Source organism: Streptomyces griseomycini (genome assembly GCF_014203535.1).
In the GTDB taxonomy this organism is placed as follows: domain Bacteria; phylum Actinomycetota; class Actinomycetes; order Streptomycetales; family Streptomycetaceae; genus Streptomyces; species Streptomyces griseomycini.
In genome coordinates, this window is the sequence record NZ_JACHJI010000018.1 from 56,186 (window position 1) to 75,471 (window position 19,286).

The window sequence follows — 19,286 nt, forward strand, 5'->3', positions numbered from 1 at the left end:
TGGGATCCCAAACGGACGGGGGCGGCTGCAGGCCGCCGCATGAACATGTGATGCGCGTCGGCTATCCGCTGGACGCGGACGACGGCTGCATCGCCGACGCCCGTCACCATGCCGCCACCTTCCTCGAGAAGGCCCGCGCCGACCACAGGCTGCCCGTGTCCGTCCGCGCACAGGGCCTTACCCAGCTGATGGCCAGCGAACTGGTTACCAACGCCCGCAAGTACGCCCCCGACCCGGTGCGGATGGAACTGCGCGTCACCGCCGACAGCGTGGAGGTGAGCGTGCGGGACAGCGATCCCACGCTTCCCCAGGCCGTGCCGGTCGACCCGGGCAGGATCGGCCGGCACGGCCTGGAGATCGTCATGGCCGTCGCCCAGGATTTCGAAGTCCGGTGCGAGCCGGCCGACAAGCGCATCACCGCCCGCATCGCCCTGATCGACGACCCCGGCGGCGCCGTCACCGGGCGACGGCTGCTGTAGAAACGACCGACCGAGCACCCGCCCTGATGTCAGTCGGAGTGCGGGTCGGCGGTGTGGCGGGCAGGGCCGCGTGCAGTTCCCTCAGCAGGAGGCCGGGCAGTGCCGCGCCCCGGGCGTGCTTGAGGATCTGCTCGGCGACGACAGGGAGTTTGATGTTGGTGTGCTGGGAGATCTCCCGCAGCGCCGTGAACCCCCGGTACGGCTCTATCCGGCCCCGAACGGTCAAAACGCCGATGGCCTGGTCGACCACGGCGTGCGAGGCGAGGGCCTGCCTGAGCTGTCTTTTCTCCGCGCGCAGCCGCTCCGTCTCGGCCGCCGGCTCGGCGACCGGCGCCGGATGCGGGTGCGGGTGGGGATGCGTGGAGGAGGCCATGGCGATCACCCGGGGAAAGGCGGCGGACAGAGGCCCCCCGGCACGACTGCCCCGGCATGCACGGCTCGGTTAGGAGCACACCCGCAGCCACAGCGCACAGGGCGAGGCTGAGCGCAGTGTGCTGGAACGGGTGTGGGCCCGGCCGGCGGCGGAAGCTTCTGGAGTGACCAGAGCGCGGTGCCCGGCGCGAAGATCGCACCGGCCGCCAATCGATCGGCGTGCTCGCAGACCTACGCGGACGCTCGCCCGGTGGACCGCTGTCAGTGGAGGCGCGAGAGGCGGTCCGCAGACGGCTGCCGACGTTTGTTTCTCGGCGTTTGCGGCCAAAATGGGTTGATGTCCGTCTCAGCGGACACCTGCCGGGCGGTTGATGCCTTTGAGTGGGGAGGGCTGTAGGCGTGTTCGAGCTCATGGTGGCGGACGGCGTGGGAAATCTGCCCTACGCGCGCCACCAGATGGCCCTGACCTTGGGCTGGCACATCATCTTCGCCTGTTTCGGCATCGCGTTCCCCGCGATCGTGGTGTTCACCGAGTGGCTGGGCCACAGGCGGGGCGACGCGGCACTGACGGGACTTGCGCACACCTGGGCCAAGGCGATGGGCGTGCTGTTCGCGGCGGGCGCGGTGTCGGGAACGCTGTTGTCGTTCGAGATGGGCATCCTGTGGCCGGGCCTGATGGACCGCTTCGGCGAAGTCTTCGGCTTTCCGTTCGTGCTGGAGGGCTTCGCCTTCTTCGTTGAGGCGATCTTCGTCGGGGTGTACTTGTTCGGGTGGAACCGCCTGTCGCCGCGGGCGCACATGCTCAGCGCACTGCCGATGGTCGTCGCAGGCATCGCGGGCGCGTTCTTCGTGGTCTCGGCGAACGCCTGGATGAACAACCCGAGGGGATTCCGACTGAACGCCGACGGGGACGTGATCGACGCCAGGCCCTGGGCAGCGATGTTCGGACCCTCCACATGGCCGCAGTTCACCCACATGTGGCTGGCCGCGTTCATGGTCACCGGCTTCCTGATCGCCTCGGTGTACGCCGTCGGAATGCTCCGCGGCCGGCGCGACCGCCACCACCGGATGGGGCTCCTCATCCCGCTCACCGTCGCCGCGATCATCACGCCCGTCCAGATCGGTGTGGGGGACTGGATCGCCAACACCGTCGCCGACAATCAGCCCGCCAAGCTGGCCGCGATGGAGGGCCAGTACAAGACCACTGCGGGGGCCGACCTGTCGCTCGGCGGAGTCTACGTCGACGAAGAACTGCGCTACGCCCTGGAGATCCCCAACGGACTGTCGCTGCTGATCCACCACGATCCCGACGGCGTGGTGCCCGGCCTGGAGGAGGTGCCATCGGACCAGAGGCCCCCGGTCAATGTCGTCCACATCGCGTACAACGCCATGGTCGCCATCGGCACCGCGCTGCTGGGGCTGGCCGTCTGGTTCGGCCTGGTGTGGTGGCGGCGACGACGGCTCCCCCATACGGCCTGGTTCCTGCGTGCCGTGGGCGTCTCCGGGACTGCAGCCGTCGTGGCCATGGAAGCCGGGTGGGTCACCACCGAGGTCGGCAGGCAACCGTGGATCGTCTACGGCCTCATGCGCACCGAGGAGGCTGTCAGCCCGGCAGGCGGCCTGGCCTGGGGCCTGGCGGCGGTGATCGCCGTGTACAGCCTGCTGACCTTCTTCACAGTGGTCGTCCTGCGCAGGCTGGCACGCGGCCGTGACACCTTCGCGCCGCAGGAAGAAGGAGCCAGGCGATGACGCTCGCGTACGCAGTGCTGGGCGTGGCCTTCGTCGGCCTGATCGCCTACGCCCTGTTCGGCGGTGCCGACTTCGGCGGAGGCATCTGGGACCTGCTGGCCGGTGGCACCGAACGCGGCCGTGCCGTGCGCGAGCGGGTCGAGAACTCGATCGGACCGGTGTGGGAGGCCAACCACGTCTGGCTGATCTTCGTACTGGTGATCCTGTGGACGGGCTTCTCCGAGGGCTTCGCGGCCGCCGTCACCACCCTCTACATCCCGCTCACCCTCGCCGCTTTCGGGATCATCGCCCGCGGCACGGCCTTCGCCTACCGCAAGAGCGTCGGATCCCTGCAGATGCGCCGCTTCTTCGGGGCGGCGTTCGCGCTCTCCTCCCTGCTGACCCCCTTCTTCTTCGGGGCGGTCGTCGGCGGAGTGGCCTCCGGCCGGGTACCGCCCCGCATCGCCGGCGGTGACGTGGTGACCAGCTGGGCCAACCCGACCTCAATGCTGGGCGGCACCCTCGCCGTACTGGTCTGCGCCTACCTGGCCGCGGTGTTCCTGTGCGGCGACGCCCGGCGCGATGGCGAGCACGAGCTGGCCGAGGCGTTCCGCCGCCGCGCCCTGGTGACCGCCGTGGTCACGGGCGTGCTGGGTCTGGCCGGCATCGCGGTGCTGCGGGCGGACGCCCCCATGCTGTTCGACGGGCTGACCGGCCGCGGCCTGCCGGCGGTGCTGCTGTCGGTCGTCGCCGGGCTGGCCGCGCTGGGGCTGCTGCTGACCCGCCGCTACATCGCCGCGCGCCTGACCTCCGCGCTCGCCGTCACAGCGATCCTGGTGGGCTGGGCAGCGGGCCAGTACCCGTACCTCCTCCTGCCGTCGCTGACCGTCGAACAGGCGGCCACCGGCCACTCCACCCTGCTGGCCCTGCTGGTCGCCCTGTGCGTGGGGACAGTCGTGCTCATCCCGGCCCTGGTCTTCCTCTACACGCTGTTCCAGCGCCCCCCTCACGGCCTCGAACACCCAAACCGGTCCAGCCCCCGGACCGCAGAACGACAGTGACGCTCACGTCGCCTTCTGGTACAGCGCAGGATCGCTTCGACAGCTGTGACTGCACCAGGGAAACGCCCAGCCTCGGGGCACGGGCAGGCGGCCCGGGAGGCGCCGAGCTTCCCGGAGATAGCCGAGGGCCCTTTCGCATGACTGCGCCGAGAGGCATGCCGCTGGGCCCGGGGCGGTGGGCACCCGGCCGCGAATAGCGGAGGTGGGACACGGCAATAGTGCACAAGCCGGGAACGGCCCGGTCCAAGAGGAATCCTGCCGATCAGTCTGTGATGCGGGGGTAAAGGCAGCAGATCATCGAGCTGCTAATGCTTCTCAGCGCAGTGATGCTGTTCGTTGCCCCGTGGATCGTGGGCTACCCGAACACTGCCGAGGACGCACACCCCAACGAACTGGGCGTCGGGATGATCGTGTGCTTCACCGCCCTTGCCCGGTTCGTGCGCTATCCCGGCAAGTGGCCGGATCTGTCGGATCAAACGGGGCCGGTGCAGTCCCGGCACCGGACGGGTTTTCGCTCGACCCGCCATCCACACGTCCAGCCCGCCCCCGCCCGGCCAGGTCACGCAGAACCACTGGCGCGAAGCTGTGCGGAGGCGCAGATGCCGACCCTGCGGCGCTCCGGCCCGTCGGGGTGAGCGGTGGGGTTTCAGGTCCCGTCGCACAGCCGGTGCCGGCTTCGTTTTAGGTGCCGCCGTCTGAGAGGAGGACCGGGGCGAGGAGGGCTTGGAGGGTTTTCCACAGGCCGGCTGGGGCGGCCAGGACGTCGCCGCTTCGGGGCCAGTTGCCGGGGACGGGGCCGGTCAGGTCACCGGCTGTTCCGCCGGCCTGCTGGACCGGAAGGATTCCCGCGGCGCAGATCGCGCACCTGGGGCAGGAGAGCGCTGATGGTGGGCCCGGCCATGAGGCGGCGGTGCGGGCGCCGGCCCGAGCGGCGTCGCGAGCGAGGTTCAGCAGGTCACCGAGGTCCACCGGTGTCCTTTCGGATGGTGTCCCAGGTGGCTCGCCCGAGCACCGCGCGGGCGAGCGGGACGAAGGGGGCCGCTGCCAGGGAGCGCAGACGCCTGGGCAGCACGCCGATCGCGTCGGATCGGCTACTGAAGGTGAGACAGGCGGCCATCACGGACAGCCAGGGCAGCAGGGAGGCGTGGCCGCCGCAAGTGACGTACCGGGTCCCTCGAGCCAGGGGACGCAGGGTGCCCGTCGGGCGCGCACTTCCTCCGGCGCGGTGGAGGAAAGGGGGTGGGGGAACAATCTGCGGGCGGGTGTGGTTGGAGAGGGCGTGGTCGTGGAGGGGACAGTGTCCCCGGGCCTCACCTATTGCCTGCAGGGACGATCGTTCGGCTGAAGCCCTGCAGAGCCTTTCGCCGCGTAGGCGACCGCCCTTCGCGACCACACCATGCTGAACAGCCCCGCCCCGGCCACCTGGCCGGGGCGGGGCTGCTTGCTGCGTCAGAACGTCCTGACCCCGCCCGCCACGCGCCCCGCCAAGCACAAACCCGCACCTTGGGCCGGCGGGCGTGACCGGTGAAGGTGGCGCCCTGGACACGCCGGCCGCACACTCGGTCAGCGACGATGCCCAGCAGGCGGCCGCCGCAGCGGGGAACGCGCTCAGCCCCGGAGAGCAGCTCGCGGACACGCTGACGAGGAAGGCCGAGTGTCAACCTGCGGCTGTGGCTCTCTGGTGCGGTCCGGTTCCGCCGTGTAGCGTCGCTGGCGGATGTCGTGGTTCGCCGTACCCGCCCGCGCCCTTTCGCGTGGGCGTTCTTGCTGTGCCGGACCGGGGCGATCACCTCCCGGGGCCGCGCGGTGCGGTTCCGGACAGCGACCGAGAGGTACCAGCATGGCCAGCGGAACCGTCAAGTGGTTCAACTCCGAAAAGGGCTTCGGCTTCATCGCCCAGGACGGCGGCGGACCGGACGTCTTCGCCCACTACTCCAACATCTCCGGCAACGGCTACCGCGAGCTGATCGAGGGCGAGCCGGTCACCTTCGATGTCACCCAGGGCCAAAAGGGCCCCCAGGCGGAGAACATCGTCCGCGGCTGACCACCCCGCGGGCCGGCATCGTTTCCGGCCCGCGGCCACCGCCTCCGTCGGCTTTGGGCGGTGCGCACACGGCCGGCCCCACCGAGCACAGCGCCGCGCGAGGCGAGGGCCGGCCCACCCCGCCCGGAATGGCCGTCGCTCAGGGCTTCGAAGTCCAGCGCGAGCCGGTCGGCAAGCGCATCACCGCCCGCATCGCCCCTGATCGACGACCCCGGCGGCGCCCTCATCGGGCGACAGCCGCTGTAGAGACAGCCATCGGGAACCCGCCCCGGCCTCAGCCGGGATACGGGCCGGTGCCTTGACGGGCCAGGGCCGCGCGCAGTTCCCCCAGCAGGAGGTCGGGCAGTGCCGCGCCCCGGGCGTGCTTGAGGATCTGCTCGGCGACGACAGAGAGTTTGATGTTGGTGTGCTGGGAGATCTCCCGCAGCATCGTGAACCCCTGACCTGGTTCTACCCGGCCCAGAACGGTCAGCGCGCCGATGGCCTGGTCGACCACGGCGTGCGAGGTGAGGGCCTGCCTGAGCTGTCTGTTCTCCGCGCGCAGCCGGTCCAGCTCGGCCGCCGGCTCGGCGACCGGTGCCGGCGCCGGGTGCGGGTGGGGATGCGTGGAGGAGGCCATGGTGATCACCCGGGAAAGGCGGCGGACAGAGGCACCCTGGCACGACTGCCCCGGCTACTTGCCAGTATCCGTCCGATTCCTGCCCGTCACCACGTGACATCCTCCGGGAGAAGTTCCCGAAGATGTCGCGGGGGCTCGCTTCCCAACCCCACTGGTCCGGGTCACCACGGCGGGCGCGGCATGCCGGTACCGCCCGCACCTGAGACTGCCTCCCGTGGTTCGCGGCGCGCCGCCGCCCGCCAGATTCGCGAGATCGCGGACTGGGACATGCCGGTGGCGGCCGCCATTGTCGGCGTGCATCTGGAAGTGCTCAACGGGTTATGAATGAACGTGCCTGCCTCCGGTAATGCCGTCACCGAGGTCCGCACACCGTGATCGTTGCTGAGGAAACGTTCACCGAACGGGTACTGTCGGCGGCTTGGCATAGGGTCCCGACAAGAATTTCCTCGCCCTTCGGGGCTCTCGTGCCGCAGCTTGCTCGACTCGTGACCACGATCGCCGCCCCTCTGCTTTCTCGAGAGCCGACGACGCCCCGTACCTGGAGTGGTGGCCCGCAACGCGGCTGCTCGTGCAGCGCGGGGACACGGAGCTGATCGTGCAGGAGCTCGAGCCGCCGGCCGTGACCTCGTCCGTCCGTTTCCCGGCATCCTGGCCACGCCGGTTGGGCCGGTGCGCGGTCTCGCCTGCCGGTGATCTGGCCGTCTTCGCGCGCCGAGTACGGCGGCGACCATGACCATCGGTATGTGAGCAGCGGCTCGGCCGCCTTCTCCGCGGACGGGGCCTTCGTGTGGGCCCGCCTCCACGGTCCCCTGGCGCACGGGGAGCCTGATCGCGGCCGCGGCGCGGAGGAGTGGCTGGTCAGCCATGACGCGGACGGCACGGTACTTGCACGTGCCCGGACGGGGACGGCGGCTGCGGGTTCCGTCCATGTCGCGCACCCGGACCCCGGCCAGATGGGGCTGACCATCGGCGAGGGCCAAGAAGGCTCCCCGCTGCGCTGGGGACGCTGGGACGGCCAGGCTCTTGCCGTCGAGCGTTTCAACGACGAGGACCGTGTTCTGCTGGCGGGTCAGTCCCCTGGGTGATCGCCTGCTCACCGTGACACACGCCTAGTACTCCAGCAGCGTTTCGCTATCTGGCCTGGTCAGAGGCATCGTCGGGAGTGTAGTTGGCTGCTGGTACGTCAGGGGCGGTCTTGCCGGACCGCCTCTCCAACGAATGACATCGTCGTCGGTAGTGACAGTGCCGGGCCACGGCCTGACGCCTTCGCCGCCATCGCGACCAACTCAGCGCATGGATGCGAAGGGGCGAGCGGGGCCGGTGGGCGGGGTCAGTCGCCAGCAGCCGACGGACTTCTGCCACGGTGAGCGGGACCATGGCGGAACCGTTTCTGCGTCCCCCTTTGCCGCCGCCCGGGCCGCCGTGGCCGCGAGAAAGGCATGCGCGAGCATGGCCAGGGTGATGTGCCTCATCCATCCGACATGGCGGCGGACTTCGTCCTGGTCCAGGCCACACTCGTTCTTCGCAGCCTGGAAGCATTCCTCGATCGCCCACCGACGCCCGGCAACGCGCACGAACTGGTCGACACCGGCTCCCACCGGCGCGTATGCGAGGGAGTAGGCGACCTGATCGGGTCTGCTGATGCTGCGCCGGGCCAGCGCCCAGCGGTGATGGGCGGGCCGCTCACTGTCGAAGTCCTCGATCACCGGGAGCTGGTCGGCTGCCCAGTCATAGACGCGCGGGCCCTTGGCGCCGTCGCCGCACGAACGCTGCTCCCGTGCCTCATCCGGTGCCTGGCTGAAGAGATGGTCGATCCGGCCGAAGCGGGGCACCGGCTGGGACTTCCTCGAGGCGATCGGCAACCCGCGCCGCGAAGCCCACGACGCCCGCCAGCAGGCCGAGTACGCCGCCCGCCAACGGGAGCATCAGGAGGAACTGCGCCGCATCGCCGCACAGCACAAGGCCGAGCGAGAGGCCAGCCGTCCCGTGTGCGCCGGCTGCGGCACCCGGTTCACCGACGAACGGTGGAAGGCCATCGAGCCCGCCGGGTGGGGCGCCCCACGCGAGCCCCACCCGCACCTGTGCGACGACTGGGACGAGGACGAAGCACCGGAACGGGAAGTCCTACCCGAGCCCATCACCGGGCACGGCTACCTGATCGACGCGACCTCGCGCTTTTTCCCGAAAACGCCGCCCACGCCCTCATTACTTGGGCAGAAGAGCTCCACGACGCGGGCAGTTGCCTGGTCATCACCAGCAACCAGCGGGATTGGCGGGGTGACAGCCGCTACGAGATGGAGGCGGTACGCCCCGACGCCGTCCAGGTCGCCCGGAACCACCTTGCGCGCTGGGGCAGCCACGCGCAGGCCGGGTGGCTGCAGCAGGATGCCCAGCGCACTGGGACACGCGGGCTGCTCCGTCAAACAGCCCCCGACCGGACCGCCGGCGTCCTGTCTGACCTCGTCACCCGCAGTGTCAGCCCGGATGATGCTGTCGCAATCGCCAAACGCCTGCGCGGCATCGATCCTGAACGGCTGGCCAAAGCGGTCGAACGCAGAGACACACCCTCTTCACCGGAGCACGAACAGGGAATCAGCGAGCTTCGCCGTATCCGGGAAGAGGTCCTGCTATGGACCAACTTCCTGGAGCAGACGCTCACCGGCACCGGCACCGGCACCGGCACCGGCACCGGCACCCGCGGCCAGGACCGAGTGATGCTGCTCGCCGCCGCCTACCTCGAGGGCGCCCCTATCGAACGATGCATCAAGGCAGCCACCGAGTTCGGCGCCCGCGACGAGGCAGGCGCACGCCGGTACCGGGAAGGCCGCAGCCCTCGACGTCGGCTGAGAGACGTCGGTGTCGGCATCACTTCCGGCGACACAGCCGCATTCCACCGCCGCCCGGGCCTCGCCCGCTCCGCCATCCGCATGGACTGGCACCACTGGGCCGACGAACGAGACGCAACCACGGAGTGGCTCACCCGCATCACCGCCCCCGACGGCGTCGCCAGAGCATGGACGGAGCAGATCGGATCCCGTCTGCTGGAGCTGTCCATCACAGAGGTCGAATCTCCCTTCTTCACCCTCCTCGACACCTGGGCCACCACCTCCCCCGACGAGCAATACCTCCGTATCGTCACCGCACTGATCACCCAAGCTACGGAGACGGAAGAACTCGCGCGGGATGCCCACAAACAACTGCTGGACTGGGCGTAAAAGCCTGACGCGCATCGGCGAAAGGTTGTCGCCTGGGCATGCAGCGGCCGGTACGGCATGCGATGGCCGCACATGGCTCTCGTCCGGCTACGCCATATCCTGGCCGTCGACGACGAAGCAACTCGCATCGCAGCGACCGCCCTGACGGCCCACGCGGCCGCGAGCACCGAAGGGTTCCAACGAATCGTTGAGACGGTCGAGACCTGGTTTGAGAAGTACCAGACCCACCTCGCCGGCCCTCGGGCCTTTTCAGCGCTCACCGATCCCACATACGGCGTCCTGGACACCTTGGTGAGCGCAGCACAAGCTGCCCCAGCCGTCCGTGACTTCCTGATCAACGGCTGGATGCAGACACTGCGACAGCCAGACGTACGCGACGACGCACACCAGGTCCTCCTTGGCTGGGCCCGAGCCGCTCACGAGGGCCGACTGGACCGCACCGCCACCTTCGGCATCCTCACCGACGTACGCAACGCCCACACACCCCTCGACGCCATGTCCCGCTTCCTGTACGGAAGTCCGGACCAAGACGACCACGCCCTGATCGAAGCGCGCCTCGCCCTGGCCGACCTGCGAGCCTGCAGCCACACCCAGTGCTCCGAACCCCACTGCCCGCTCAAAGAAACAGCCGGCTCCCTCCCGGACACCAGCGCTGTCGGAGGCACAGGTGAATCCCGGTCATGAAGCCTCCACAGGACACCAGCGCGTCAAATTCCCGCTGAACCGATGGCTGCTGGCACCGCTGACCACATGGCGTCCCGACGTCTGGCAGTCGCATACGGACCCGGCATGGACGCACGCACCGCCTGGGCACTAGCCCGTACAGCTACTCACCCCGAAGAGATCCCCTTCGCCATGAACCATCTAAGCGAAGACATGGAAGAGGAGTCATAGCCGTTGAAACGATGACGAGCAGTTGCTGCGCCGCCGGGTCTACGGCGCCGACCACGACCAGCTGGCCCCGCGGCCTGACCGGCGCTACGCCGAACTGGTCGGCTGCCCGCTGGATGGCCTGCTGCTCGACATCACCTTCGACGGCCGACTCTCCGCAGCCCGTCAGTAACCCCAACCACCCTGGTTACACCGCTCGTTTGACAGACCTCGTCCTCGACCCTACGGAAGGTCCTGGAGTCGGAATGCCTGGGACAAGGCGCTGGCACCGGATCGTCGCGGGACGGTGACGGCCCGCTCGCGCGGGGTCCGCGTCAGCCGTGCGTGCCGGTGACCGTGCCGGTTCGGAAGCGGCGCCGGTATTCCGTCGGGGTCGTGTCGAGGCGGCGGCGGAAGGCTCTGACCAGGGTGTCGACGGTGCCGAATCCGCAGGCGGACGCGATCCGTTCGAGGGTGGCGTCGGTGGACTCCAGCTGGTGGCGCGCCGCCTCGACGCGGACCGACTCGATGTAGGCGTGCGGGGTCGTGCCGAGTTCGTTCTTGAAGATCCGGGTGAGCTGCCGGTCGCTGACGTGGGCGTGCACGGCAAGGTCGGCGACGGTGAGCGGTTCGGCGAGGTTGCGCATGATGTGGTGGCGGAGGTCCTCGACGCGGCGGGTCGTGGAGACCTGCTCCAGGGGGACGCTGAACTGACTCTGGCCGCTCGGCCGCTTCAGGTACATCACCAGTTGCCGGGCGACACGCAGGGCGACGGCCTCGCCGAGGTCGTCGGCGATCAGGGCGAGGGAGAGGTCGAGGCAGGCGCTGATGCCGGCGCCCGTCCAGACATCTCCCTCGCGGATGAAGATCGGATCGGCGTCGACCTCGACCGCCGGGTGATCGGCGGCGAGCTGCTGCGCCGTCGACCAGTGCGTGGTGGCGCGCTTTCCGTCGAGCAGTCCGGCGGCGGCCAGGATGTGCGCGCCGACGCAGACGGACGTCACCCTGCGCGTTCGGCGGGCGAGTTGCCCCACCCGCGCCACCACGGCGGGGTCGGTGAGCGGGTGGACGCGGCGCCGCTCGTCCACTTCGACGGCGCCGGGCACGATCAGGGTGTCGATGCTCCGCACCGACAGTTCGTCGAAGGTGGTGTCGGGCAGGACCCGGACCCCGGCGCCGGTGGTGACGGGGGCCATGGTCTCCGCGGCGAGGACCACGTCGTAGCCCGCAGCCTCGTCCGTCTCCCGGCGCGCGAGGGAGAACACCTCCGGCGGCCCGGTGACGTCGAGCAGGTCGACGTCCTCGAAGAGGACGATGACGATCAGCCGTCGGACAGTGCTCACGGGACCCCCCACGCCAGGCAACACCCACACCGACACCCATGTCGGTAACTGCATGTTAGATGACATTGCCGACACCACAGGTGGCCCGTAGCGTCGTAGGCGCAGGTCACCGAGCCGGTGAACTGCTTTTACCCGCAAGCCACATGAGGCGGTTTCCCATGCCCAGAACGACCTTGCGCCAGCTCAACGGACTCGACGACACCCCCGCGAAGCTCGCCGACTCGACCCTGGTCCTGATCGACTACCAGAACACCTACACGACCGGCGTCATGGAGCTGGACGGCTGGCAGGACGCGCTCGATGCCGGCGCCCGGCTCCTGGCGCGGGCCCGTCAGGAGGGCGCGAAGGTGATCCACGTAGTCAACGACGGCGGCGAGGGCACCCCCTACGACATCCGGGCCGAAATCGGCGCGATCCACCCGAGCGTTGCACCGCTCGACGGTGAGCCCGTCGTCGTCAAGAAGGCGCCGAACGCGTTCGTCGACACGGACCTCGACCGGCACGTCGACGCCGCGGGCAACGGCGACCTCGTCATCGCCGGGTTCATGACGCACATGTGCGTGGCCTTCACCGCCCAGGGCGCCTTCCTGCGCGGCAACCGCCCCACCGTCGTGGCCGACGCCTGTGCCACCCGTGCGCTGCCGGTCGCGGACACCGAGCTGGACGCCGGCCAGGTGCACCGCGGTGCCCTCGCCACCATCGCCGACCTGTACGGGGTCGTCGTTCCGTCGCAGAAGGAGATCTCCTGATGAAGCTGTCCCGCCCGGCCGTCGCGCTCACCGCCGCCGTCCTCTCGGTCACCGCCACCGGGTGCGGCGGTGACTCCGAGGCCGCCACCGCCAAGGACGAGCCGTCGGCCGCCGCCACCACCGCGACGAACGTCGCGAAGGACACGACGACCCTGCGCGAGCTGAACGACCTCGGCGAGACCCCGGCGACGCTCTCCGACGCGACGCTCATCCTCGTCGACTACCAGAACACCTACACGTCCGGCGTGATGGAACTCGACGGCTGGAAGCCGGCGGTGGACAACGCCGAGGCCCTGCTGAAGCGGGCCCGCGAGGCGGGCACGCCGGTCATCCACATCGTCGACAAGGGCTACGACCTGAAGTCGAAGGCGGGCCAGATCATCCCGGCGCTCAAGCCGGCCAAGGGCGAGCCCGTCGTCGAGAAGAGCGTCCCCAACGGATTCCACGGCACGGACCTCGCCGAGCAGGTCGAGAAGGCCGGCCACAAGAACGTCATCATCGCCGGCTTCATGACGAACATGTGCACCCTGTTCACCACCCAAGGAGCATTCCTCAACGGCAACGCGCCGACCGTGGTCGCCGACGCCTCCGCGACCCGGCCGCTGCCCCTGAAGGGCAACCCGAACGGCATTCCGGCACAGCAGGTCCACGAGGCGGCTCTCGCCACGGTCCAGGACCTGTACGGAGTCGTCGTGCCGTCGCAGAAGTCCCTGACCTGATTTGGCCTGGCCTGGCCTGACCTGGCCTGGCCTCAGGCTCTGTCCCACCCCCACCCTGCCCCCCCACGCTGTCCCCCACATCGCCAAAAGGCACTTTCACTCAACGAAGCAGGAAAGGCGGGGCATGACAACACGTGGAGGATTTCTGGGTACCGCGTCGGCCGTCGGGGCGGCAACGCTGTTCACCGGCCAATCGGCCTCCACCGCCTCGGCGGCCACCGCGGGAATCACCGCGACCGACGAGAAGGCGGCCCGCGACGTGATAAGAGGTCGTTCTCTTTCCGAACCTCACGTGCGGTTTCCGCTGGTCCGGCATGAGCTGAGGGCTGTCGCGGAAGTCTCGGTCCGTTGCTGGCCGAGACGTCGTGGGGGTGGCGATGCCGTCGATGCGAGCGGTTCTGGAAGCGCGGCGGAAGGCCGCGGCGGTGCGGGCGGAGGAACTCGAAGCCGAGCTGGAGCGGGTGCGGGCGGCTCTGGCGGATGCGGAAGAGGTGCTCAGGCGCCGGGTGATCGGCCTGGAGCAGTATCTGGAGGCGCTGGCCGAGGCGGATGCACCCGCCGAGGCCGTCGTGTCGCAGCGGAAGCCGGTGGTTCCGCGCCGGGCGGTGCCCCACCGCCAGGACGCGCCCGGAGCCGAGGTGTTGTCGGTGGACTACCAGGCGTTGATGGCTGCCGCCGTGGAGGCGGGGCCCGGAGGGCTCGGCGCCCGGCGGGCGGCGGTGGTGCTGGGCTGGGACAGCGCGTCCGCCTCCCGTGTCGAAGGGGCACGGGCACGGCCGAAGCGGCTGGTGGAGCGGGGCTGGCTGGTCGAGGAGAAACCGGGCAGGTTCACGCTGCCCGCACCGGGACAGGGTCCTGGGGCCGGGCGGCCAGGCGGCGGCTCATGAGCATGGTCATCGACCACAGGACGACGGCCTCGCTGGTGTCGGTGCGCCGCTCGTAGTCACGGACCAGGCGCCGGCTGCGCAGGAGCCAGGCGAAGGATCTTTCCACGACCCAGCGGCGGGGCAGGACCTGGAAACCCCGGACGTCGTCGCTGCGGCGGACGATGTCCAGCACGACCCCGAGGTGCTGGTCGGTCCAGTCGGTGAGGTGGCCGGTGTAGCCGCCGTCGGCCCAGATCCGCGCCAGCCGCCGGAAGTGGCTCTTCGCCGCAGGCAGCAGGAGGCGGGCGGCGTCCCGGTCGGTCGTGGAGGCCGGCGTGACCCGCCCCGCGAGCAGCAGGCCGAGGGCGTCGGTGAGCAGGTGCCGCTTGCGCCCGTTGATCCTCTTCCCGGCGTCGAACCCCCGCGAGGCGTGGGCGACGGTGGCGTCCGCCTTCACCGACTGCGGGTCCACCACGCCCGCCCTCGGTTCCTCCTTGCGGCCCTCCGAGCGGCGGACGGCCCCGCGCAGCCGGTCGTGCAGCTCGGCCACCAGACCGAGGTCCCGCCAGCGGGCGAAGAAGGCATACACCCGCGGCCAGGGCGGGAAGTCGCACGACATCGCCCGCCACTTGATGCCGTTGTCGACGAGAGAGCGCACCGCGTCGACCATCTGCCGGTGGCAGTAGCCCTCCGGCCGGCCGCCCCGGCCCGCCATCCACGACGGCACCGGCAGCAGATCCCGCACCAGGGCCCACTCCGCATCGCTCATGTCCGAGGCGTACCGGGGCCGGCGCTCCGGCCGGTCGGCCGCGTTTCCGAACTGATGGGCGAGACAGTCACACCCAGGAGTGGACGGACTGGACCCGGCGACCACGACCACGCGACACTTCGACACCAGGGCCTCTTGCTTCTCGCTGGACTCGACAACCGCGAGCTACCAAGAGGCCCTTCTTCCATGCACCCGCGCCGGCCGACTCACCCGAACCAGGGCCCCGTTCGAACCTGATCGACTCCGCGAACGGATAGAGAACAGCCAGTTACCGCACTCGGCATCAACCTTGCCCCTGTTTTCCGGCCCGCCCCTACCGACCTGGGACATGAGGAGGATGTCCTCGGCGGCGATGTCTGGTGGGCCGAACCGGATCTGTCGTGGACCCGGCCGGATCACCTCATCCTCCGATGAGGCGCCGGAACTCGTCGCAGCAGTGCTCGTGGGGACCAGCGAGCCGCTGCGCTGGAACCGGCTCTGACCGCCTGCCGGAATCAGGCGATGATCGTGTGGAAGAAGAGCACCGCGGCTGCGAAGGCAGTGCCGCCGGCGAGGATGCCGCTGGCGACGGCACCGCCGGCCAGCACGGTCAGCGTGCCTGCGCTCAGGGCGGTGAGGACGCCCAGCAGCAGGATGATCGCGGTCCGCAGGCCGAGCAGCGGCTGAGGGCCCTGGTTGTTCAACGTCAGCTCCCGAAAGCGAAGAGGAAGCCGCCCATGCGAGGGGCGGCGCAGTCGTTGATGCTGTAGCGGCCGCGCACGCGTTTCCCCCCGCGTGACATGGATCACAGCGCGATGGAGGGAAAATCTTCACCCGGAGCCGGGGGGAGGCGTCCGGCGCCCGTCTAGGACCTAAGCGTCAGGTCCGTGGGCCCGCAGGGGCCGTAGAGATGTGAGGGAGCGAATGTGCCGGACGAATTCAGGGAGGAGTTCGCTCCCGACGGTCAGGTACATGCCGACCAGCTGGAGCAGGCGGAGCTCAGTCCCAGCAGCCTGCTGAGACTGGAGGCCGACCTGGCCCTGAGCGCGGGCGTACGGGAAAACGTCCGGGCTCAGGCGGCACGACTGGAAGCCGACCAGCGGCTCATAGAGATCCTGCGCCGCGACGGATTCAAGGGCCCCCGCTACGAAAAGGCCGCCGCCGGCTGGTGGAGCTACGGCTGGCGCACCATGGTCAAGTGGACCGGCACCGGGGAGATTTTCCGCCGCTCACGCCTGGCAGGCCGCCCCGTCCCCGCCGACAAGATCACCATCACGTGGAGCCGGGACGACCGCCACCAGGTAGCCACCGACTCCGTCATCAAAGGCATGGAACTCTTCCGCGACCGCGGATTAGTCCAAGGCAAGTGGAGCCCTCAAGGCGGCGCCAGCCTCACCACCTACTTCGTCGGCGCCACCATCCGCGCCTTCCGCCCGACCTATATGGCATGGTTCCGCAGCCAGCAGACAGGGCAAGCTGAGCTGAACACAAGCCCCGGCTACGGGAACAACGACGAGCCGCAGCGCGAGATCCCCGACCAGCGGGTAACCGACCCCTACTACGCCGCAGCCACCCACGACGAACTCTCGCGAATCCTGCCCCACATCACCGACCCGCAACTGCGCGAAGCACTGGGCTGGCGAGCCATGGGATACACCCAGGCCGAAGCCGCCCAGCGGGTCGGTCTGACGGACAAAGCCCTGGAACGCCGCACCAGCCGCGCCCGCGCAAGAATCCGCGACACCCACCTGCGTCAGCCCGAACTCGGGGAAGGGGGAGCACGATGATCGTCCGAAAGGAAGCCGAGGACAACTTCGCTGAGACCGAAGACGACGACTTCGACGCCCTGCTCAACGCCTCCAGCCTGGGCGCCCCCCACGTTCTCGCCGAGGACGCCCCCATCCCCGCCGACATGCACCGCCGCCTGTCCCAGGCGGCGGCCCGCCCTGCCCGGCACGAAACGGAACCGGCCGCACAGAAGGAGACCGACTGCGCCCCGGGTGCCTCCCGCAGCAGCCTGCTCCTCCAGCTCGATGCATCCCGGACCCACTTCGACGACGCCCTGAGCAGACTGCGACGGGAACCCCCGCTGCTGGTCCTGTGGTGCACCCTGGGATCGGGCAAGACCGCCAGCGCACTGCACTGGCTGTGCAACCTCGCCGATGAGGACCGTGCGGCATGGTCTGTGAAAGCACCGACACAGCCGCAGAGACTGCTGCAGCGGGCACTGCCAAAGCGAGACCACTTCATCTGGGAGCCGCAGACTAGCTCTGTGACGGGCGGCAGAGCGCCTGCTGCCTGGTACGTGGGCCGCGGCATGCCCCAGGACGACCTGACGACCACGCTTCCGCACCCCAGCTGCATCAGTACTTCCCCCCGCGCACAACTGCCGCTGTACGTGCTGGACGACTTGCCGTTCCTCCAAGTCCCTGCACCGCAGTGCAGCGTCCGGCCTGCACGAATGACCGAACTGCTGACCCTCTGGGAAACGATCCCTGGATGCGCTGCCTCGCCGAGGCCCGAATTCTGGCGAGGACTCCGGCAGGCAAAGGTGCCCCTGCCTGGTTTCAGCCCGGGACCGGCACGCCACAGTCAGGGACGGCTAATGTGGACAGGACCATGGTGCAGGCATTTGTTCGTGCCGCGATCGAGCCTTGTGCTGGCCACACAATGCACCGGTGTCCTTACGGGAGCACTGGAGCTTCGTACACTCCACAAGCAGCCTGTGGTATCGCTGCGGTCCCATGCCGACAGGCTCTTGAGTCATTGGTGCAGCCCGATGCCCTTGTCGGCTGCCTGTGGGCTGATGGCGACCGAGGGCATGTTTTTCAGTAGTCACCTGTATGCCCGCTGGTGCCCGGTAGAGGACCACAGTGTCCACAGGATTCCTGCCGTATCAGGGTCGCTGCTTTTCGAGAGCTACATCTTTGGGAGCGGCTGGCCTGCACCACAGCGGTGCGAACCCGATGCGGTGGCAAGGCCCGCACTGCGGATGTGGACCGAGCACGGGGAAGAGGGGACGACCGAGCACGCAGTCCTGAAGATGACAATGCACCAGGAAAGCGGTGGCGGAGTTCAGGTGCCGGTCCGGCTCACCTACCGGTCTGCCGATCCCTACGCCGTGGAAGCCGTATTCCACCCGGATGATCCAGGAAACGAGATTACATGGAGCTTCGCGCGTGATTTGCTCCTCGAGGGCCTGGAATACCACGCGGGAGAAGGAGATGTAACGGTGTGGAGCCCTCCGGCCCTGCGGGGAAAACACGAGGAGCGGCGTACCCTCATCCGGCTGAGCTCCCCAGAGGGAACGGCTCTGCTCTCTGCCTCGCGCACCCAACTGAAAAAGTACCTGGACAAGACACTACTTCTTGTCGCGGTCGGCACCGAATGCGAGCGGTTCGGCAGCGCACTGGACAGGCTCGAAAGGAAGCTGGGCGAGCTCACCTGCCCGGGTTTCAATGACTAGCCTCCACAGTCAGGTACAACGCCAAGACCCTGCGCAACCAACCCGCGCCTACCCCTTTAGTGCCGGGTTCCTCTTTCGCCGGGGATGTGTCCTGATGGCGGGGTGGTTCGGTCACTCGGGGGCGGGTGCTGGACGGTGGTGTCACGAGCACGGCCGAGCCGTGATGAGAACGAGCAGCAGGTCGTACGTCGGCTGTCGCGGGCGCGCAAGGCGCCGCGTGATCTGGTGGTGCGGGCTCGGACGGTCGAGCCGAGCTGGTCCGGGCAGAGGGTGCCGGCCATTGCGGATGAGCTCAGGTGCAGTCCCAGGACGGTCCGCCGCCGGCTGCACCGCTTCAACCGCTCGGGCCTGGACGGGCTGGAGGACCTGGGCGGTCAGGGCCGCGAGCGGCGGATCGCCGAGGCGGAACGTTCAAGGATCATCGGCCTGGTCAGACAGGCTCCGCCGGGCCGGCTGACCGTGCGGGCCGATGGGAGGGCTGGCCGCGGCGGATGAATCGGGGCCGCCAAAGTGGGCCCTTGACTCACTGACTGCCGAGGCCAGGGGGCTGGGTATCGCCATCGGCCGCAGCCAGGTCCGCCGGATCCTGCTCGCCGAGGGCGTGCGCCGGCGCCGCACCCGGTCCTGGACCCGCTCGAAGGACGCGGACTTCGAGGGAGAAGGACCGGGGTCATCGGGCTCTGCACCTGCCCGCCCGAAGGCGCGACGGTCGTCTGCGCCGACGGGCTCGGACCGGTGATCCCGCGTACGTTCCCGCCGGCGCCGGGCTGGTCGCCGAGCGGGCACCGGATCGGATCCGAGGTCGACCACGGCCGCGGACCGGAGAGGGCCTGGGGCTACGGAGCACCGCGGATCCGCGACGGACACGAGGTCACCATGACCGCGTCCTGGCGCAACAGCATCTACCGCCAGCAGTTCCTGCAGCGTCCGGAGGAGGACAACCCGGCCGGCGAGATCGTGGTCGCCACCGACAACCTGTCCTCGCACAGCAGCCTGTCCACCCGCAC

At 69.3% G+C, this 19,286-nt stretch carries 20 protein-coding genes and 1 pseudogene; 15 read left to right on the forward strand and 6 right to left on the reverse strand.

The genetic code is table 11. The features are described from left to right. The first annotated feature begins 50 nt into the window (after nt 1-50). Nucleotides 51-479, forward strand: coding sequence for an ATP-binding protein (locus FHS37_RS33390; protein WP_184828175.1), 429 nt, complete (start codon nt 51-53; stop codon nt 477-479). Here the strand turns inward: FHS37_RS33390 and FHS37_RS33395 are convergent. Continuing rightward, nucleotides 457-852 carry an ANTAR domain-containing protein gene (locus tag FHS37_RS33395; RefSeq protein ID WP_184828177.1) on the reverse strand — a complete coding sequence of 132 codons (396 nt, stop codon included), beginning with the start codon at nt 850-852 and terminating at the stop codon, nt 457-459. The two genes, FHS37_RS33390 and FHS37_RS33395, sit on opposite strands and share 23 nt — an antisense overlap. 398 nt (nt 853-1,250) lie before the next feature. Here FHS37_RS33395 and FHS37_RS33400 point away from each other — a divergent pair, with 398 nt between their 5' ends. The 4 genes from FHS37_RS33400 to FHS37_RS33415 all read left to right on the forward strand — a co-directional run bounded on the left by FHS37_RS33400 (nt 1,251) and on the right by FHS37_RS33415 (nt 5,684). Then, nucleotides 1,251-2,600: a cytochrome ubiquinol oxidase subunit I gene (locus FHS37_RS33400; protein ID WP_230534912.1), complete on the forward strand. Its 1,350-nt coding sequence runs from the start codon at nt 1,251-1,253 to the stop codon at nt 2,598-2,600. Beyond that, on the forward strand, nt 2,597-3,640 hold the full coding sequence (locus FHS37_RS33405; RefSeq protein ID WP_184828180.1) for a cytochrome d ubiquinol oxidase subunit II: 1,044 nt from the start codon (nt 2,597-2,599) through the stop codon (nt 3,638-3,640). Before FHS37_RS33400 ends, FHS37_RS33405 begins: the two co-directional genes overlap by 4 nt. A 308-nt stretch (nt 3,641-3,948) precedes the next feature. Then, nucleotides 3,949-4,275, forward strand: coding sequence for an SPW repeat domain-containing protein (locus FHS37_RS41215; RefSeq protein ID WP_184828182.1), 327 nt, complete (start codon nt 3,949-3,951; stop codon nt 4,273-4,275). Between the two features lie 1,205 nt (nt 4,276-5,480). After that, the gene (locus tag FHS37_RS33415) at nt 5,481-5,684 is read left to right on the forward strand and encodes a cold-shock protein (protein WP_046583865.1); all 204 of its coding nucleotides are present in this window, start codon (nt 5,481-5,483) and stop codon (nt 5,682-5,684) included. A 274-nt stretch (nt 5,685-5,958) separates the two neighbouring features. On the opposite strand, the gene FHS37_RS33420 is transcribed toward FHS37_RS33415, so the two are convergent. Next, nucleotides 5,959-6,303 carry an ANTAR domain-containing protein gene (locus FHS37_RS33420; protein ID WP_184828184.1) on the reverse strand — a complete coding sequence of 115 codons (345 nt, stop codon included), beginning with the start codon at nt 6,301-6,303 and terminating at the stop codon, nt 5,959-5,961. Between the two features lie 743 nt (nt 6,304-7,046). Here FHS37_RS33420 and FHS37_RS33425 point away from each other — a divergent pair. Continuing rightward, nucleotides 7,047-7,388, forward strand: a complete 342-nt coding sequence (locus FHS37_RS33425) for a hypothetical protein (protein WP_184828186.1) — start codon at nt 7,047-7,049, stop codon at nt 7,386-7,388. A 201-nt stretch (nt 7,389-7,589) separates the two neighbouring features. Here FHS37_RS33425 and FHS37_RS33430 read toward each other — a convergent pair. Further along, nucleotides 7,590-8,183 (reverse strand): annotated as a pseudogene (locus tag FHS37_RS33430) (IS701 family transposase); the annotation flags it as partial. Between the two features lie 414 nt (nt 8,184-8,597). On the opposite strand from FHS37_RS33430, the gene FHS37_RS33435 reads away from it, so the two are divergent. The 3 genes from FHS37_RS33435 to FHS37_RS33445 all read left to right on the forward strand — a co-directional run bounded on the left by FHS37_RS33435 (nt 8,598) and on the right by FHS37_RS33445 (nt 10,581). Beyond that, nucleotides 8,598-9,518 carry a hypothetical protein gene (locus FHS37_RS33435; RefSeq protein WP_184828190.1) on the forward strand — a complete coding sequence of 307 codons (921 nt, stop codon included), beginning with the start codon at nt 8,598-8,600 and terminating at the stop codon, nt 9,516-9,518. Nucleotides 9,519-9,590: 72 nt separating this feature from the next. After that, nucleotides 9,591-10,202 (forward strand): hypothetical protein, encoded by a 612-nt coding sequence (locus tag FHS37_RS33440; RefSeq protein ID WP_184828192.1) that lies wholly within the window; start codon nt 9,591-9,593, stop codon nt 10,200-10,202. Nucleotides 10,203-10,434: 232 nt separating this feature from the next. Further along, nucleotides 10,435-10,581: a hypothetical protein gene (locus tag FHS37_RS33445; protein ID WP_184828302.1), complete on the forward strand. Its 147-nt coding sequence runs from the start codon at nt 10,435-10,437 to the stop codon at nt 10,579-10,581. A gap of 142 nt (nt 10,582-10,723) precedes the next feature. On the opposite strand, the gene FHS37_RS33450 is transcribed toward FHS37_RS33445, so the two are convergent. Next, entirely contained in the window at nt 10,724-11,731 is a 1,008-nt protein-coding gene (locus FHS37_RS33450; RefSeq protein ID WP_184828194.1) for a GlxA family transcriptional regulator, read from the reverse strand. A 158-nt stretch (nt 11,732-11,889) separates the two neighbouring features. Between FHS37_RS33450 and FHS37_RS33455 the strand changes: the two genes are divergently transcribed. The 3 genes from FHS37_RS33455 (at nt 11,890) to FHS37_RS33465 (ending at nt 14,086) form a co-directional block, all read left to right on the forward strand. Then, a complete protein-coding gene (locus FHS37_RS33455) occupies nt 11,890-12,480 on the forward strand; it encodes a cysteine hydrolase family protein (RefSeq protein ID WP_184828196.1) in 591 nt (196 codons plus the stop codon). Then, nucleotides 12,480-13,199 (forward strand): cysteine hydrolase family protein, encoded by a 720-nt coding sequence (locus FHS37_RS33460; RefSeq protein WP_184828198.1) that lies wholly within the window; start codon nt 12,480-12,482, stop codon nt 13,197-13,199. Before FHS37_RS33455 ends, FHS37_RS33460 begins: the two co-directional genes overlap by 1 nt. Nucleotides 13,200-13,585: 386 nt before the next feature. Beyond that, complete coding sequence (locus FHS37_RS33465) at nt 13,586-14,086, forward strand: hypothetical protein (protein ID WP_184828200.1); 501 nt, start codon at nt 13,586-13,588, stop codon at nt 14,084-14,086. Here the strand turns inward: FHS37_RS33465 and FHS37_RS33470 are convergent. Both FHS37_RS33470 and FHS37_RS33475 read right to left on the reverse strand, forming a co-directional pair. Then, complete coding sequence (locus FHS37_RS33470) at nt 14,028-14,834, reverse strand: IS5 family transposase (RefSeq protein ID WP_184828202.1); 807 nt, start codon at nt 14,832-14,834, stop codon at nt 14,028-14,030. The two genes, FHS37_RS33465 and FHS37_RS33470, sit on opposite strands and share 59 nt — an antisense overlap. 494 nt (nt 14,835-15,328) lie before the next feature. Continuing rightward, nucleotides 15,329-15,517: a hypothetical protein gene (locus FHS37_RS33475; protein WP_229890236.1), complete on the reverse strand. Its 189-nt coding sequence runs from the start codon at nt 15,515-15,517 to the stop codon at nt 15,329-15,331. A 222-nt stretch (nt 15,518-15,739) separates the two neighbouring features. Between FHS37_RS33475 and FHS37_RS33480 the strand changes: the two genes are divergently transcribed. The 3 genes from FHS37_RS33480 to FHS37_RS40215 all read left to right on the forward strand — a co-directional run bounded on the left by FHS37_RS33480 (nt 15,740) and on the right by FHS37_RS40215 (nt 18,774). Next, the gene (locus FHS37_RS33480; RefSeq protein WP_229890235.1) at nt 15,740-16,600 is read left to right on the forward strand and encodes an RNA polymerase sigma factor; all 861 of its coding nucleotides are present in this window, start codon (nt 15,740-15,742) and stop codon (nt 16,598-16,600) included. After that, complete coding sequence (locus FHS37_RS40210) at nt 16,597-18,279, forward strand: SsgA family sporulation/cell division regulator (protein ID WP_229890234.1); 1,683 nt, start codon at nt 16,597-16,599, stop codon at nt 18,277-18,279. The genes FHS37_RS33480 and FHS37_RS40210 overlap by 4 nt, the downstream gene beginning before the upstream one ends. Nucleotides 18,280-18,414: 135 nt before the next feature. Continuing rightward, complete coding sequence (locus FHS37_RS40215) at nt 18,415-18,774, forward strand: helix-turn-helix domain-containing protein (protein ID WP_311136974.1); 360 nt, start codon at nt 18,415-18,417, stop codon at nt 18,772-18,774. Nucleotides 18,775-19,286 lie beyond the last annotated feature (512 nt).